General features: G+C 60.4%; 10 protein-coding genes. 9 read left to right on the forward strand and 1 reads right to left on the reverse strand.

Going from position 1 to position 17,529, the window contains the following annotated elements:
* Positions 1-357: 357 nt before the first annotated feature.
* Positions 358-2,604, forward strand: a complete 2,247-nt coding sequence (locus tag GT019_RS12420; RefSeq protein ID WP_235947833.1) for a methyl-accepting chemotaxis protein — start codon at positions 358-360, stop codon at positions 2,602-2,604.
* 97 nt (positions 2,605-2,701) lie between these two features.
* Here the strand turns inward: GT019_RS12420 and GT019_RS12425 are convergent, their stop codons facing one another.
* Positions 2,702-4,702, reverse strand: coding sequence for a S9 family peptidase (locus GT019_RS12425; RefSeq protein ID WP_161743496.1), 2,001 nt, complete (start codon positions 4,700-4,702; stop codon positions 2,702-2,704).
* A 461-nt stretch (positions 4,703-5,163) separates the two neighbouring features.
* Between GT019_RS12425 and GT019_RS12430 the strand changes: the two genes are divergently transcribed.
* The 8 genes from GT019_RS12430 (at position 5,164) to GT019_RS12465 (ending at position 17,489) form a co-directional block, all read left to right on the forward strand.
* Positions 5,164-7,008 (forward strand): sensor histidine kinase, encoded by a 1,845-nt coding sequence (locus GT019_RS12430; protein WP_161743497.1) that lies wholly within the window; start codon positions 5,164-5,166, stop codon positions 7,006-7,008.
* Complete coding sequence (locus GT019_RS12435; RefSeq protein ID WP_161743498.1) at positions 7,005-8,540, forward strand: response regulator transcription factor; 1,536 nt, start codon at positions 7,005-7,007, stop codon at positions 8,538-8,540. The genes GT019_RS12430 and GT019_RS12435 overlap by 4 nt, the downstream gene beginning before the upstream one ends.
* A gap of 156 nt (positions 8,541-8,696) precedes the next feature.
* Complete coding sequence (locus GT019_RS12440; protein WP_161743499.1) at positions 8,697-9,650, forward strand: ABC transporter permease; 954 nt, start codon at positions 8,697-8,699, stop codon at positions 9,648-9,650.
* Positions 9,651-9,662: 12 nt separating this feature from the next.
* Positions 9,663-10,538: a carbohydrate ABC transporter permease gene (locus tag GT019_RS12445; RefSeq protein ID WP_161743500.1), complete on the forward strand. Its 876-nt coding sequence runs from the start codon at positions 9,663-9,665 to the stop codon at positions 10,536-10,538.
* Between the two features lie 46 nt (positions 10,539-10,584).
* Positions 10,585-12,252, forward strand: a complete 1,668-nt coding sequence (locus GT019_RS12450; protein ID WP_161743501.1) for a type 2 periplasmic-binding domain-containing protein — start codon at positions 10,585-10,587, stop codon at positions 12,250-12,252.
* 302 nt (positions 12,253-12,554) lie between these two features.
* Positions 12,555-15,530 carry a sugar-binding protein gene (locus tag GT019_RS12455; RefSeq protein WP_161743502.1) on the forward strand — a complete coding sequence of 992 codons (2,976 nt, stop codon included), beginning with the start codon at positions 12,555-12,557 and terminating at the stop codon, positions 15,528-15,530.
* A gap of 248 nt (positions 15,531-15,778) precedes the next feature.
* Positions 15,779-16,378 (forward strand): histidine phosphatase family protein, encoded by a 600-nt coding sequence (locus tag GT019_RS12460; RefSeq protein WP_161743503.1) that lies wholly within the window; start codon positions 15,779-15,781, stop codon positions 16,376-16,378.
* Between the two features lie 208 nt (positions 16,379-16,586).
* The gene (locus tag GT019_RS12465; protein WP_161743504.1) at positions 16,587-17,489 is read left to right on the forward strand and encodes a hypothetical protein; all 903 of its coding nucleotides are present in this window, start codon (positions 16,587-16,589) and stop codon (positions 17,487-17,489) included.
* Positions 17,490-17,529 lie beyond the last annotated feature (40 nt).

Raw genomic sequence — 17,529 nt, forward strand, 5'->3', positions numbered from 1 at the left:
CCCTCCAAGTGGCACTCAAAACTTCATGTTAACACGAGGTTTTTTTGAGTGTCTACTTGAAGGGGATAATACCACTGAGTCAGCGGCTTTTTTGCGTGTAAGAAGCGGGTTTCCCGGTTATGGCCGGTTAGAAGAGAGCGATCTCGCCTCACGCAGTGTTATGCATGTTAGATAAGATTACATAAATTTCGCGAAATAAGCACCGCATTTATTGTTTTAGATGATTTAGTGGATATATATGGAATAATGCAAAGCAATAACGCTGTGATGCGATAAGGCGATGTACGATTTAATACTCCGAAAATATTCCATGTTATAATCAATAACATGTCTCGCAACATTAGGAGCAGTTTTCAGATGAAAGAATGGGAGTGGACCATGTTCGACTGGCTTGGTTTTCAACAGAGAATGAAATTGCGGGCATCGTGGCGGCTTAACCGCAAGCTGAAGGACGACGTGAAGGAGGTTTTCGAAGGCATCGCGGAGACGCGCAAGGAGCTATTGACTTCCTGGACCCAAGATTATTGGCGGCATCTCGATTGGCTCGGAACGCAAATCGCATCCGCTGCCGATCTATCCGAAGATCGGAGCAGCCCGACCGGCGCGACGGATAAAATGCTGGCATCCGCTTATGCCAAAGGTTCGGATTGGACGGAACTGTTCGTGCTGGACGAGGAATGTCGGGTGATCGCGAGCACGTTCAAGCCGCACGTAGGAACCGCCTACGGCAACGAAAGCGCGCTGGCGCCGGGTTTGAAACATGCGGGAGGCGCAGCCGCCCGCCGCTGTCTGTTCGGCCCGTTCGTCGATGCGCGGACGCTGGAGATCGGCCCTCGTTCTTCTTCCTTCCACGACAAAGTGACCTTGATGTTCATTTATCCGCTCGTCGCCGATGGCCGGACGCAAGGTTATTTGTGCGGACGCGTGCCGAACGACGTCATCGGCGATTTGATTCAACGGGAGTCGGGGCATATCTACCCGGATTCCGGCGATAATTACCTGTTTATGGCCAAGCCGTCCTTGAACGGCGGCGTCGCGCCGGGGACGGCGCTTTCGCGGAGCCGCTTCGAGGACAGAACCTTTACCGGCGGGGAAAATTTGAAGGACGGCGTGACGACGGCTTGGGGGATCGTGTCCGTCGCGGAGCATACGGAGCTGGAGCTGGTGTTTACCGACCCCGCGGACGGCGAGCTGCATACCGGCATTCGCAATACGATCCGGGACGGCAGCCATTTGTACGTGGAGCATCCGGGCTATTGCGACTACCGGCATATACCGGTCATCGGCAAAGGAGTGACGTTCCAGCTTCCGCACTGTCCCGACGTGTGGGGAATGATGTGCGAAGCGGATCTGGAGGAAGTGTACCGCATTCGGAGCATCGGCTGGCGCCATTTTCGCCTGCAGGGAGCAGGGCTTGCCGTTCAGAGCCTGTCGTTTGCGGCGGCCGGTTATTTCATCGCGCGCGCGGATTCGCCGGCATTGGCCGCGGTGACGATGTTCGCGCTATGCCTGCTGTCTGGGCTGATCATCGCGCGGCTGGTGAACCGCAAAGCAACCGCGCGCGTGACGGGCAATTTGCGCGGCATCATCCGCTTCATCCGCAGCAACGCGGAAGGCAAGGGCGACTTGACCCAGCGCTTGGCGCCGGGCGAACTGGACAACGACGAGACCCGGGAACTCGCGAAGTGGATCAACAATCTGATCGACACCATCGAAGGGATCATGATTCAGGTCAAAGCCGCTGCGGGAGACGTGATGTCCAGCCAGCAAGTGCTGCTGGAGACCGCGCAAACGACGGAGCAGTCGACCGAGCAGGTGGCGCACAACGTGAACGGCATGATCAGCAGCATTCGGGGACAACTGGAGGACATCGACGTGGCGACGGATGCGTTTGACCGCATGCAGGTCACGCTGATGGAGCTGGAGCGGGAGTCGTCGAGGCAGATCGGGGTCGTGCTTGAGGAAGTGGATCGCATCGGCGGGGAAATGCATCATATCTCGACCAAAGTAGGCGAAACCCATGTGACGATCCGTCAGTTCATGGCTACGATACAACAGATCAGCGGCATCTTGCTCGCGATCGAGGACATCTCCCAGCAGACGAACCTGCTGGCGCTCAATGCGTCCATCGAAGCGGCGCGCGTCGGCGAGCAGGGCAAGGGCTTTGCCGTCGTCGCTTCGGAGATTCGCAAGCTGGCCAATCGGACCCGCCAGTCGACGGATGAAGTCGTGTCGATCATTCAGCTGATTCAGCAAAATGCCCATCAGGCGTATGCGTCGATGGACGAGGGCTCGCTCGTCATCGAACAGAGCAATCGGCTTGCGGAAGCGGCTTCCGACAAGCTTGCGGCCGTCAAAGCCGAGGAAGGCAAACGCTCCCGTGCCGTGGAAGAGGCCATAAGCGAAGTAGTCGGCTTGATGAACCGCATCTCGGCCATCAGCCAGGAGAATCGGCGCGTCTCCCGCAGCGTGGAAGACAACGTTCAACTGTTGACCGGGGATATCTCCCAAGTCCGTCATACGTCGCAGAGCGTCAAAGCGATTACGACCTTGCTGCAGCATCTCGTCGGCCAGTTTCGCATGACGGAATCCCGGCTGCGGTAACCGATGCCACCGAGTTTGGATCGGCAAAGTCGACAACATCAAGAGGCAGCCGCGTTCGGCTGCCTCTTGATGTTCTATGCCCGGTGAGCAGAATGGCTTATCGTTCGATATGCTCCTCGAACCAGCGGACGATATGATGCAGCCGCCTTGTCCGCAGATGGGGATGGCCGCTTCTCGACAGGTTATGGTCCGCGCCGGGAAAGCGGATCAGCTGCGTTTGCTTGCCGAGCCGCTTCAAGGCGACGAACAATTGCTCGCCCTGCTCGATCGGGCAGCGGAGATCCTGCTCGCCATGAAGGATGAGCAGCGGCGTGTCGATATGCTTGACGTAGGCGAGCGGCGAATGCCGCCACAGCTTGTCCAGATCGTCCCACGGGTTGCCCCAGATTTGATCCTCCGTGAACATAGGGCCGATATCGCTGACGCCGTAGAAGGAAATCCAGTTCGAGATCGAGCGCTGGGTGACCGCCGCGCGGAACCGGTTGGAATGGCCGACGATCCAGTTCGTCATGAAGCCGCCGTAGCTGCCGCCGGTCACCCCGAGCCGGGAAGCGTCGATGAACGGGTAGGCATCGAGCACGTAATCCGCGGCTTCCATGAGATCCTGGTAATCGCGTCCGCCGTAATCGCCTCGGACCGTATTGACGTGAGACTGGCCGTAGCCGTGGCCGCCGCGGGGATTCGTATAGAATACCGCAAAGCCGGCCGCCGTCAGCAGCTGGAATTCCAGCATGAAGGTATGCGCGTACATCGCTTGCGGGCCGCCGTGAATCTCGAGCACGGCCGGAACCTTGGCGCCTTCCTTGAAATCGTTCGGCTTCATGAGCCAGCCTTGAATCGGCCAACCGTCCGAGGCTTGGAACGTAAAGCTTTCGGGAACGCTGAGCGCGAGCTCCGACCACAGATTCTCGTTGCAGCGGGTAAGGCGACGTTCCTCCGAAGAAGAGGAATCGAAGCGGAACAGATCGCCGGGCTGCAGCGGATCGGCGGCGGCGAATACGATATTTTCCTCCGGGGTCAGGTCGAATTGATAAATCTCGCGTTCGCCGGCGACGACGAACTCGCAGGATGAGCCGTCAAGCGCGAAGCGGCCGATATGGACGCTGCCGTCCCGGCTCAATTGAAGATAGACCGACCGGCCGTCCTTGCTGAACAGCGGAGGGGAGCCCGCGCCGGCTCTCATGTCGCTGATGGCGACATGGCCGAGCTGGACGTCCAGCTCCTGGAACAAGACGCGGACATCTCCGCCGGTCACCGGCACCAAGCGGATTCTGTCCAGCGTGGCGAATCCGAAGCCCAGATCGCCGGCGATCAGGAGGATCCGCTCGCCGTCCGGCGTGAAGGCGAGCGAATGAATGTCCAACGTTCCGTCGGTGATCGCGGTTGCGGACCCGCCCGCACGATCCATGACGAACACCTCGCCCGTCAGCCGGAGATCCGGATCGGGATAACGTTCGGAAGCGACGCTCGCGCTATAGGCGATGCGCGCGCCGTCCGGGGACCAAGCGAAGGCGCTCACGTCGAAGTTTCCTTCCGTCAGCCGCGTGCAGGCTTCCGTTGCCCGATCGACGAGATGCAGGTGGGTTCGGCGGCCGTTCCATAGCCCTCGTCCGTCGGCCTTGAAGTTCAACCGGTCGAAGATTTGCTCTTCGAGGGGCTTGGCTGTCCCTTCGCCTGAGCTTTCTTGATCGGCGGCATCGCCAGGCGCGGCGGCTTCGCCCTTGACGAGCAGGAACCTGCCGTCGGGCGACCATTTGAAGGCGCCGGCGCCGTGCTTCAGCGCGGTGACGGGACGCGCTTCCCCGCCGCGGGCGGGCATGACCCACACCTGCGGCTTGTCGTCCTTCTTGCGCAGGAACGCAAGCTCCGAGCCGTCCGGCGACCAAGCCGGCGCGGCATCCGCCTCGCCGGACGTGAACGGAATCGATTCGCCTCCCTCGGCGTCGAGCAGGCGGATATGAGAGCGGTAGCCGTCATGCTTCTCGTTGACGGACTTCAGCACGTAGGCGATCGCCCCGCTCGCGGGAGATACCGCCGGATCGTTGATCCAGTTCATCTTGTACAAATCCTCTGCAGTCAAGTAACGTTCGTTGCCCATGAATCTTCCTCCTCGTCGTCTGATCCTCTCCATTATCCCAAATTCGCATGCAAAAGGCACTAGTTTATCCCAATTATTACCATACTAGATGTCATTTTATCTAACATCAATATCGAGGCGTCGAGATTGTCCATCCTGCCGCGAGCCGGATGGGGGGGAGGAGATGGCATGCATCGCCGCGAACCGGCATAAACGGATCGGGAGCGAATATACATGAGGTGCGGAGATCGCGGCGAGCGCTTAGGGGCCTGGCTGCGGCAAGCCGGATTCGGAAAGCGCTTGCGCGCCATGCCGGGGGCCGGCAATCGAATATGCGATCGATGTCCATTCGACCATTTGTCCATACGACCATAAGACCATACGACCATACGACCATACGATCATACGAACCGTGCGGCAGTTCATGCCGCACGGTTTTTGAATCGTGAAGGCCAACCCTTGATGCGAGGCGGTGCGGGGCGTTGCGTAAACCATGGAAAAATAGCTTTAAAGTCAAGCTGCTGCTCGGCATATCGGCGATCATCCTCTGTACGTTCACGATGGCCGGCGTCGTCTCGTACCGGACGCATCTGCGGCTGTTCGAGGACGAGGTAAGCGGCCGGTACGTGAAGGCGAGCGAACAGGCCATGGCCCAGCTCGACCTGCGCCTCCGGGAGCTGACGCGCATCTCCAGCTACGTCGTCTTCAACCCGACGATCGAGCGGAACGTGACGAAGCTCTCGCGCGACCGCAATGTCGCGCCAGCGGACCGCTACGCGATGCAGAGCCAGATCAGCACGGAGCTTGGCCAAGTGAAATTCGACGCGCCGCAGGTGCTGTCGCTGTACTTGTTCGATTTGACCGGCCGCAATTATTACTACGGCTTGATGCGGGAGTCCGTCGAATCGATCGAAGGCGACGCGTTCCGGGACATTCTCGGCAAGGTGCAGGCTTCGGGCGGCGAGATGGTGTGGATGAACAAGCGGCTGCCGAGCCATATCGAGAAGAGCGGGTACCGCGACGTGATTATCGCCGCGCAGTGGATGCGCAGCAAGTTCATCATCGAGAGCGATTCGGAGCAGCTGGACGCCGGCTATGCCGCGGAAGGCGAGGGGGGCATGTACGGCATGATGGTGATGGTGATCGATCAATATTTTCTGGCGCGCTCGTTCCGCGAGATCATCGGGACGGACGGCGCGGGAAGCGTCTATTTGTTCGACCGGCACGACAACCTGCTGTATACGAACGACGAACGAACGGGCGCGGTCGAAGCGGCGGCATTAAGGCAGAGCAGTGCCGACGGGATCGAGAAAGCGGGCGGAGCCTCCTATTACGTGACAACGCATGAATCGCCGGAATCGGGGTTCACGCTCGTCAGCCGCATCTCGATGGCGGATTTTCTCAAGAAGAGCCAGCTGATTCTGAAGATCAGCCTCCTCTCCGGAGGCGTCAGCGTCCTGCTCAGCGCCGTGTTGATCTTCCTGCTCAGCCACCGGCTGCTTCGCCCGCTGCGGGAGCTGGTGCCCGCGATGAAGACGATGCGGGAGGGCAAGTTCGACATCCGCGTCGAGCCGCGTTCGAGCGACGAGCTCGGGCTGATCGCCGACAGCTTCAACGCGATGGCGGCGAACGTGAGCTCGCTCATCAAGGAGGTCTACCTGCGCCAGATCGGCGAACGGGAGGCGGAGCTGAAGGCGCTGCAGGCGCAGCTCAATCCGCATTTTCTGTATAATACGCTGAACGGCTTGTACTGGAAGCTGTACCTGCAGGACGACCGCGACACCGCGGGACTCGTGTCCTCGCTGTCCGGTCTCCTGAAATATTCGCTCGAGCGGGTGCGGACGCGGACGACGCTCCGTCAGGAGATGGAGCAGATCCGCCAGTATCTGCACATTCAGGAAGCGTTCGTGAGCAGCGGCTTCGTCGCCCGCATCGAGATGGACGAGGAGGTTGCGGATTGCTTGACGCTGCGCCTCTTCCTGCAGCCGATCGTGGAGAACGTGTTCGTGCATGCGTTCCGCGATTCCGGCAGCGAGCCGAAGGCGCTGCTCATTCGGGCGTACCGGCTCGATGCGTGGTTGAAATTGGAAATCGCCGACAACGGCTGCGGCATGAGCGCGGAGGAGATCGGACGCATCCTGTCGGACGAGCCGGCGGATGGGCGGATGCCGCTTGGCGTGCGCAGCGTCATGCGCCGCATCGATCTGATGTACGGCCCTCCTTGCCGGCTGGATATCGAGAGCGTGCCCGGCGCGGGAACGACCGTGCACCTGCTGCTGCCGTTCGAGACGGCGGGAGCGGACCAAGAAGGGGAGGCGGACGCATGAACGGGACGCTGCTGATCGTCGAGGACCAGGCGTTTTTTCGCAAAGGCCTGCGCAAGCTGATCGAGGAGCATGCCATCGGCTGGACCGTGATCGGCGAGGCGGAGAACGGGAGGGAGGCGGTCTCGCTGATCGCGAGCCATCCGCCCGACCTGATCCTGACCGACATCCGGATGCCCGGCATGGACGGAATCGCGCTGGCCGAGCACGTGCACCGCAACCGGCTCGACATTGCCTTGATCATGTTGACCGGGCACGAGGATTTCAAATACGCCCAGGCGGCGCTGCGGTACGGGGCGATCGATTTCCTGCTGAAGCCGTGCAACGAGGAGACGCTGATCGGCGTGCTTCGCAAAGCCTACGAGCATGTCCAAGGAAAGCGGCAGCAGCAGCAGCGTCTGCTGGCCGGCGAGCGCTCCAATCAGGAGAGCCTGCTGCGGGCGCATCTGCTGCGGCTCCCGCACGATAAGGCTGCTGCCGCCCAAGCGGTGGAGCGCTGCCTGCGCCGGGAGCTGCTGTTCGTGCGCGTGGCGAGTTACCGTCCGGCGGATAAGCAATACCGGCAGCAGGATATGGGGCTGCTTCAATTCGCGCTGTTCAACATTATCGCGGAGCTGCTCGAAGGAAGCGGTTCCCGGTGGTCGTCGATTCCGCTCGCGTTCGATCGCTTCGCGCTGTTCGTGGACGGACCGTACCCGGAGGGATTCGAAGCGTCCGCCGAAGCGAGCGTGAGGCGGTTCTTGGGTCTGCGCATGGAAGTGATGCCGGCCGGCCGCCTCGAGAAGCCCGGGGACCTGCTCGCGGCCTACGAACGGTTTCTGCCGGGTCCGGAGCCGCATGCCGGATCGTCGGATATAGCGGCCGGCCCCGCGCTGGACGCGCCGGAGCGGCAATCGAAGGCGAAGGAGCTGCAGGTGCAGTTGTCCTCGGAGATCGCGCTCGGCCGGCCGGACCGCCTGAAGCGCATGCTCGAACAAGCGATTCGGCGCCTGTCTTCGCTTGTCCCCGAGGACGCCAAGCTGGAGGCGCTGACGCTTGCGCTCGCCATGAAAGCGGCGGCCAGGCAATCGTTCGACGCCGGCGCGGACGACCCCGCGTTCGGCGGAAGGCTGGAGGTGCTGCGCCAGACTTCCGGATCGGCCCAAACCGCGGCGTGGGCGGAACGGGAGGCAGAAGCCTTTCTCGCGGCGTACGGGGACTGGAGATCGGGCAAGAACCGGAACGCCGTGATGCGGGCGCTCGATTACCTGGAGGGGCATTATATGGAATCCTGCACGCTGAACGAGATGGCCGAGCGGTTCTACATCAGCTCCGCCTACTTCAGCAAGCTCTTCAAGAAAGAGACGGGCGACAATTTCAGCACCTACTTGACCCGGCTCCGCATGCGCAAGGCCGCGATGCTGCTGCTCAATACCGACATGAAGGTGTTCGAGATCGCCTCCGCCGTCGGCTACGACGATCCGAACTATTTCACGAACGTGTTTCGCATGCTTTACCGTCTCTCGCCCAGCGATTACCGCAAGCGGAAGCCATGATGCGATCGGGCACGGCCGCGTCGTTCCCGCGCGCGCCGATGCGCAAATATTTATAGGTTTTCGGCAATTAATTCAAGGTTGCCGCGCCTGCGCTCCCTTAAAATGAAGCCATGCACGAAACGGTGCATCCATGCTCCGAGGGGGTGAGTGCCAACGATGGGCGTACACGCGACCGGAACGGAACCGGCTGCGCCGAAGGCGCGGCGGCGCGGCGGCGGGATCGGCGCGATCAGGCGCAGCGTGCCGCTGTATATCATGTTCGTCCCGGGAGTCGTCTTCTATCTCCTGTTCAAGTATTATCCGCTCGGCGGCCTCGTGATCGCCTTCAAGGACTACAACATGTACGACGGCATCCTCAAGAGTCCGTGGGTCGGGCTCGATAATTTCCGGATGCTGTTCAACCAGGCGCAGACCGTGCAGATCATCGGCAATACGCTGCTGCTCAGCGTGCTCGGCATCGCGATCGGGTTCCCGGTGCCGATCCTGCTGGCCGTCATGCTGAACGAGGTCCGGCGGACGTGGTTCAAGCGGTTCGTTCAGACGCTGGTCTACCTGCCGCATTTCTTCTCTTGGGTAATCGTCTCCGGCATCGTGCTCGAGATGTTCTCGCAGGAGTCGGGGATTATCAACCATTGGGTCGCGGGCGTCTTCGGGGAGCCGTATCCTTTCCTCTACAAGCCGCTTTCCTGGCTGGCGGTCTTCATTGGTTCGGGCGTTTGGAAGGAAATGGGGTTCTCCGCGATCATCTATCTCGCGGCGCTGACCGCGATCGATCCGCATCTGTACGAATCGGCAAGCATCGACGGCGCGAGCAAATGGAAGCAAATCCGCCATGTGTCCATCCCCGGCATCATGCCGACGATCGCGCTGCTGCTCATCCTGCAGGTCGGGAAGGTGATGGACGTCGGCTTCGATCCGGTCTATATGCTCTCGAACGAAAGCGTATCGAGCGTCGCGAACGTCATCAGCACCTACAACTACTCGGTCGGGATTCAGCGCGCGCAGTTCAGCCTGACGACCGCGATGGGGCTGTTCGAGAATGCGGTCGGGTTCGTCCTCGTCACCTTCGCGAACCGGATCGGGCGCCGGTTCAATCAACAATTATGGTAGGAGGCGAGGTCCGTGAAAAGCACATTCGGCGATAAGCTGTTCTACGCGTTCAATTATGCCGTGCTGACGCTGATCGGCCTCAGCTGCCTGTTCCCGCTGCTCCACATCGTCGCCTTGTCGCTGAGCGAAGCCCATGCGGTCGATTCGGGACGCGTATCCGTCGTACCGGTCGGCTGGGCGACGGCGTCGTACAAGGCGCTGTTCGACAACACGCGGATCCTGCCCGCTTTCTGGAACAGCCTGGAGATTACGGTCGTCGGCACGGCGCTGTCGATGGCGGCGACGGTACTGACCGCGTATCCGCTGTCGCGCGCGTTCTTCTACGGGAGGCGGCCGCTGACGCTTGCCATGGTGTTCACGATGCTGTTCGGGAGCGGACTCATCCCGAACTACCTGGTCATGAGCCAATACGGGCTGATTAATTCCTATTGGGTACTCTGGCTGCCGGCGCTCATCAATACGTTCAACGTGCTCGTCATGCGCACCTTCTTCGAGGGGATTCCCGGCGAGATCGAGGAGGCGGCGCGGATCGACGGCTGCGGCGAATGGACGCATTTGTTCCGGGTCGTGCTTCCGCTGTCGCTGCCGGTGCTCGCGACGATCACGCTGTTCAACGCCGTGGGCTTCTGGAACGCGTTCATGAACGTGCTGATCTACATCAACGAGACGCGGAAGTACAACCTGACGGTGCTCGTGCAGCAGATGATCCGGCGCGATTCCATCTTGGCCGGGGTGATGTCGGCCGATCCGGGCGATATCGCGAACGTGACGAACGAAGGCATCAAGGCGGCGGGCATCATGGTCATGATCGTGCCGATGCTGCTTATCTATCCGTTTCTGCAAAAATATTTCGTCAAAGGCGTCATGCTCGGCGCGGTCAAAGGCTGACGCTCAGCGCGGACCGGCTGTCCGGACGTCCCGAAAGGAGTACCCGATGATACGGAAACGAAGACAATGGCTGTACGCCGCCACGGTGCTGGCGCTGGCGATCGCCGCGGGATGCGCGAATAACAACGAGCCTGCCCCGCAGCGGCAGAACGAGCAGCAAAATCAACCGGATAACGGACCGGACGCGCCGACGGCCGAGCGCAAGGCGATTTCCTCCACGATCTACGACCGTTCGAACGTGCCGTCCACCGAAGGTACGACCGAAGAGAACCGCTGGACGAAATGGATCAACGCGAACGGGCCGGTGGACGTCAAGTACGTCGCCGTTCCCCGTTACGAATCGCGCCAGAAGCTGAACGTGCTGTTCGCCTCGGCGAGCGCGCCGGACCTGATCTTCGAGTACGACCAATATATCAAGAATCCGCTGTACGACCAGAAGCAGCTGATGCCGATCGACGACATGATCGACAAGTACAGCACGGATTACAAGGCGATGCTGGCGGAGTATCCGATCCTGAAGAAGGTCGGCACGAAATCCGACGGCAAGCTGTACGAGTTCGCGCGCTTGAACGAGGTCGTCCCGATACACGCCATCCTGATTCGCGAGGACTGGCTGAAGAAGCTGAATCTGCAGGTGCCGACGACGACGGAGGAGATGTACCGGGTCGCGAAGGCGTTCACGGAGCAGGATCCGGACGGCAACGGGAAGAAGGACACCTATGGCATGGCGCTCAGCCTCCAGTCGGGGATCGTCATCGACCAGGTGTTCCAGGCGACGAACTGGATCGTCAAGGACGGCGGCGTGACGCGGAACTGGGATAATTTCAAGGCGGTCGCCGAGTTCAAGAAACGGCTGTTCGACGAAGGCATCGTCGACAAGGATTATTTGAACGACAAGAACGGCGTGAAAGCGAAGCAGGACTTCATCAACGGCAAGATCGGGATCTATCCGATCCAGCTCGATTGGTACAGCTTCACGATCAACGAGCTGGCCTCGCTCAAGAAGAACGTGCCGGACGCGGTCGTGACGCCGATCCCTTATCCGGCAAGCCCGGCGGGGCAGTTCAATCCGGCGTATACCAATCCTGTGCAGGCGACGGCAGTCGTCAACGCGCATGCGAAGGACCCGGAAGCCGTCATGCATTACGTCGATTTCCTCGTTAAGCCGGAGACGGTGAAGATGCTGAAGTACGGCGTCGAGAACGAGCACTGGAAGCTGGGGCCGAACGGATGCCCGCAGGTGATCGACACGGACAAAACCAAAACGGAGGTCAGTTACGACGTCGACCTGCAGATGCTGAGCTCCGGCATTCTGGACGCCAAATGCGGCAAGATCGCAAATAAGTTCAATCCGGACAATCCGATCGAGAAGGAAGGCCTCGCCATGTTCACGAAGGCGATGGACATCTACATGGATCCGAATAAGCCTTACGTCGAGATCACCCATCCGGAGCATATGCCGCAAATTCCGAAGGACATCGACGCCATCTCGGCGAATCTGACGAAGCCGATCGCCGATATCTGGGTCAAAGCGATTCTGGGCGGCAAGGATTATACGCCGGAGAAGGCGCTGGCGGATGCCAAGGCGACGTGGGAGAAGGGCGACGGCAAGAAGGTCGAAGCCTGGTTCTCGAATTGGTGGACCAACGACAGCCAGAACGCGTTCTTGGCGAAGGACATCATCGACATGATGAGGCAGCAAACCGGCAAATAGCGACTGTGTTGCAAGAGGCGGAGCGGGAGCAATAAAGCCGCGGCGGCGGGGCTGGTACGTCGAGCGTCAAACCGCGGCTGGCGGCGTTGCGAAACCTAACGCGCGAGGACCGGGGGGAACAGCTCCCCTGCGCGCGGCTCGGCACGGCTGGCGCGCGGGCGCAGGCGGTTCGGCCCGTCACGCGCAATGCGGGAAGCCAGCGGGAGGCAGCGACTTGTCTCCCTTTTGTTTTCAGCAACATTGCAAACGCTTACAAACAAGCTGTGCGGCATCTGGAGAGACTGATAATGGGGGAGTTCGACATGGTTCGAAAAATAGGATGGATGATCGCGTCTGCCGTTATGGCAGCGATGCTGCTGCTGCCTTCGGCGGCGTTTCTCGCGGATGAACCGGCCGCGGATGAGCCGGCCGCCGAAAGGACGGCCGCACCCGGCGCCGCCCAAGCGCCGAACGGTTTCGTCGACGACTTAAACGGCTTTGGCATGGCGTACCAGCGCGGCAACCTGTACACGGAAAGCGGGACGCCCGCTTACTACGGCAACGACGCGAACCGCGCGGTCCGCAGCACGACGAGTACCGGTTACGTCGTCTATAAGACGGATTACGACATGACCTCGTTCGCGGTATACAGTTACTTTTTCACCGGCGTTACGGTCGTGCCCCATCGCATATTCGCATCCGTCGACGGAACGGCCTACGCGGAAGCGGAGGCGAACGTCTATACGTCGGGGGAGCCGGCGAGCAACTGGCAGCTTTACGCGTTCGAGGGGCTGTCGCTGCCGGCAGGAACGCGGTACTTGAAGATCGAATTCGCCGGCGACGAGAAGTCGTGGACGCCGCAGCTGGCCAAGGTCGTGATCAACCGCAATACGGTCTCGGTCACGGCAAGCCCGAATACGGGCGTCATCGGCTCCGAGCCGATCTCGGTATCGCTGCAGACGCCGTCGGTCGGCGCCGCCGTGTATTATCGAACGAACGCCGACCCCGTATTCAAGCCATATGCGGAGCCGCTCTCTCTGACGGGCTTCACCAAGCTCGACGCTTACGCCCAGCTGGACGGCATGGAGCCGAGCCCGATTCGCGGCTATACGTTTTTCTCGCAAGCCGATATGCAGATCGACCGGTACGGTCAAGTCATCGGCGCGAGTTTCGCGGCGAAGGTGACGAGCGACGAGCAGCTTCGGCACGATGTCTCGGTCGACCGGGCGTATTACGGCAGCCTGCGGAAGCCGGCCGATTTCGACGGCTTGGGCGGACTCGCCGGAAGCCGGAAGCCGCTCAAGCTGAAGGCTACCGGGTTTTTCAGCGTTCAGCAGGTCAAGGGCAAGCCGCAGCTGGTGACGCCGCAGGGGAACGTGTACTTCAGCATGGGCGTGAACGGCATCACGAACAACGAGACGTATACCAAAGTGACCGGCACGACCGACCGTCAAAAAATCTTCGAGTGGGTGCCGGACTTCAACGGCGAATACAACGGCGCCTTCATCGGCTCGAAAGACAACTTCTCGTACTTCATGGCCAATAAGTACCGCAAAGCGGGCGAGATGCCGACGTTCAACCAATTCTTCGCGGAGGCGACGGACCGGATCAAGAAGTGGGGCTTCAACGGCATCGGCGCATGGACGCCTTCTCCGCAGGCGCAGGCAAGCGGCATGCCCTATACGCTCGTGCTGCCCTTGAACGGCATGGCCAAACCGGCGGAACTCAAGGTGTTCGACATCTTCGCGGACGGCGCGGCGCAAGCGATCGACGCTGCCTTCGCGAATGCGCTGCCGGCATTGAAGGACGATCCCAACCTGATCGGGTATTTCGTGGACAATGAATACGCCTACGAGAAATTCATCAGCACCGTGCCGCGGCTGAAGGCCAGCACGACGGGGCTGAAGAAGCGCCTCGTGCAAATGCTGCAGGAGAAGTACGGCGATATCGCCGCGTTCAACGCCGGCTGGAATACGGCGTTCGCCGGCTTCTCCGACCTGAACGAAACGCCGCTGTACATCGATACGCAGCAGGCGTCCGACGACGTCGATCAATTCTTCCGTCTCTATCTGGACACGTATTACGGAACGGTGAAGCAGCTGTTCGAGAAATACGATCCGAACCATCTGCTGCTCGGCGACCGCTGGCTGACGCTGCCGATGCAGAGCACGAAGATCCGCGGCATCCTGGCCGAAGAGGCCGGCAAGCACATGGACGTCATCAGCATCAACCATTATTCGCCGAACCTCGATACCGCCATGCTGAAGGACGTGTACGAGAAATCCGGGCACCGGCCGATCCTGCTGTCCGAGTGGAGCTACGGCACGGCCGAACAGGGGCTTGCTCCGATCGTGCCGGGGTCGGCCGCTACCGAGCAGGACCGCGGCTGGCGATACCGCAACTACGTGGAAGGCGCCGCGGCGCTCGGCTTCGTCGTCGGCGCGCATTGGTTCGATTATGTCGATCAGGCGGCGGGCGGAAGGTACTTCCAGGGCATCGGCGGGGAGCATTACAACACCGGGCTCGTCAACGTGGCCGACCGGCCGTACAAGACGTTTCTCGACGCCGCGATGAAGACGAACAAAAGCGTCTACGACGTGCTGCTCGGCAAGAAGCAGCCGTTCTATCACGATTTCGGGGATACGCCGGGCGGCGGCGAAGGGAAGAACCTGCAGATCGAGATCCCCTATACGTCGGAGCCGATACCGATCGACGGCGTGTTGAACGGCTATGCCGGCGAAGCGGGATCGTTGACGCTGACGGCGGAGAATCTCGCATCGGGAACAGGCGGCGAAGGCATCACGGGCGACTATCATTTGGCCTGGGACGAGAACAACCTTTACCTGACGGCGCTCGTGAAGGAACCGACGCCGATGATGAACGGCTACCAGAACGGCAATCTGTGGAAGGGCGACGGCATCGAGCTGTTCACGGGCCCGGGCGAATTGGCGCTTGGCGGCAGCCTGCAGTTCAGCGACCGGCAGCTGATCATCAGCGCCGCCGCCGTGAACGGCACGAATTACTGGCAGTGGTTCAATACGGGCCATCAGCCGGCGATTACGATGAACGTCCAGCCGACCGGCGACGGCCTAGGCTACGTGCTCGATGCGGCCATCCCGTGGACTTCGCTGAACATCGATCCGGCGAACGGCCGGGAGTTTCTGTTCGACGCGGGATTCGACGACAGCGAGGACGGCATCAACCGGGCGCGCCAATGGGTCTGGAACGGCACGAGCAAAGACAATCTCGACCGCGGCTTGTGGGGATTGGCGAAGCTTGTCGGGGAGCCGGCGCCGTAACCGGAAACGGGCAATCCGCTTCTCGTGCCGCTGGCGCAACAGGCTGCTTCTTGTAAATGATAGGCCGAGTAGAGTCCGCGTGAATCGCGCGGGCTCTATTCGTTGTCGGCGATGCCGGAGGGGATCGTCATTTCGCGCTTGGCAGAAAGAGGGAAAAGAAGTAAATTAGAAATATATCTAATTAGATGGATATTTAATTAGCTTGTGATTTATTCTTTTTCCAAACGATAAACGAAGGAGTTGAACCAATGGACACGGATTTTTACCTCGTCAGGCATGGCAAAAAGGAACCGGGAACAGGCGATGTTCCGCTATCGACCGAAGGCATCTCGCAGGCGCAGGCGACCGCGCGCCATTTTCGAGCCATGCGGATCCATCGAATCGTAAGCAGTCCTTTATTAAGGTCTGCGCAAACCGCCGTCATACTCGCAAAAGAAACCGTGGCGCAAGTATCCGAGGATATTCGCCTGCGCGAGCGCGCCAATTGGGGAGACTTGCCCGGACAGACATTCGAAGCATTCGTCGAGTCGTGGGAACGCTGCACGCTTGAACGCGACTTCTCCCCTCCGGCAGGCGATTCCGCGAGGAAGGCTGGCGAACGCTTAGCTTCGTGCTTGTCGGACTTGGCCGCGGAACATCCCGGGGAAACGATCCTGCTCGTGACGCACGGCGGGTTGATTACCGATTTCTTGGTGAATGTAATTCCCGAGGCAGCGCTGATGGCGATACGCCCGAATTTTATCGCGGAACAAAGCAAATTGGTATCCGAGTGCTCGATTACGATCGTAAGCTGCCGTAACGGGACGTTTGCGTTGCGCGATTTCGCTTCCGTCAATCACTTGCCGTAAGCTCGATCCTGTCTGAGGACGCTCCCCGCGGAGTGTCCTTTTTTTCTGCTGACGAGACCTTCCAACAAACTTCTCGCGGCAGTTTAGAATTTTTTAAGCATTTGATTAGCTCGCCTTAATCTCGCTTTCTCGGCAGTTTAGAATCGAAGGCTATCCTATGTCGTAGGGAGCAGAGAGCGCTCCATAACCATTTGGGAGGGAAAACGGTATGAAGAAGAAAGTCATGTTCATCGGCGCCGGCCTGACGATCGGCAGCGCGCTCCTGGTCACGTCCGCGTTCGCGAATATGGGAGGGGCGGACGGCTACGAAGCTTACAAATCCGCCATTAAACAGACGGCCTCGGTCGCGAGCGCAACCCACGGGATCACGTTGTCGGTTCAGGATAACGGGAACGAGCTGATCTCCGCGACGACGACGGTCAAATCAAGCGAGACGGACGGCGGCGTCAGCGGCCAAGCGGTCATCCGGGCCGGAGCGGAGCCGCAAACCTTCGATTTCTACGATCAAGCGGGCGAGCAAGTGTTCAAGGCCGGCGGCAGCGACACGTACTACGTGGGTTCGAACGCGGACTGGTCGGATCGCCGGGACCATGCGCCGAAGGATGCCGCGTTCGGCAAGGAGATGGAGAACGTCGTCGACGCCCTCGTCGGCAATTTGAAGAACCAAGTCGCCCTGAGCCGGTCCTCGGACGGCGGGCAGACGGTCGATCTGAAGCTGACCGGCTCGCAAATTCCGGCGGCCGCCAATATCATCGGCTCGATCCTCGCGAAGCAAGCGATGAACGCGCATCCGGAGCAGGCCGGGCAAGGGACGCCGGGCTCCAACCCGTTCGGACTGGATGTGCGGCAGATCGCCGCGGCGCTGCCGAAGCTGACGGACGACATCAAGATCGCCGAGGTCGCGCTGCATGCCGAGATCGACGGAAGCAATTACCTCAGCAGCCAGAAGGTCGACTTCACGATTACCGGCAAAGACGCATCCGGCTTGGCGCATAAGGTCGTCGTCGGCGCGGACATGGCGCTGTCGAACATCGACGCGACGACGCCGGATCGGATCGACCTGAGCGGCAAGAAAACGGAAGCCATGAAAGAATGGCACCGCGGCCGTTGATCGGAAGTCGGGAGGGCGGCCGCAAGGCCGTTCTCGCCAT

It is taken from the genome of Paenibacillus glycinis, assembly GCF_009909185.1.
Classification (GTDB): Bacteria; Bacillota; Bacilli; order Paenibacillales; family Paenibacillaceae; genus Paenibacillus_Z; species Paenibacillus_Z glycinis.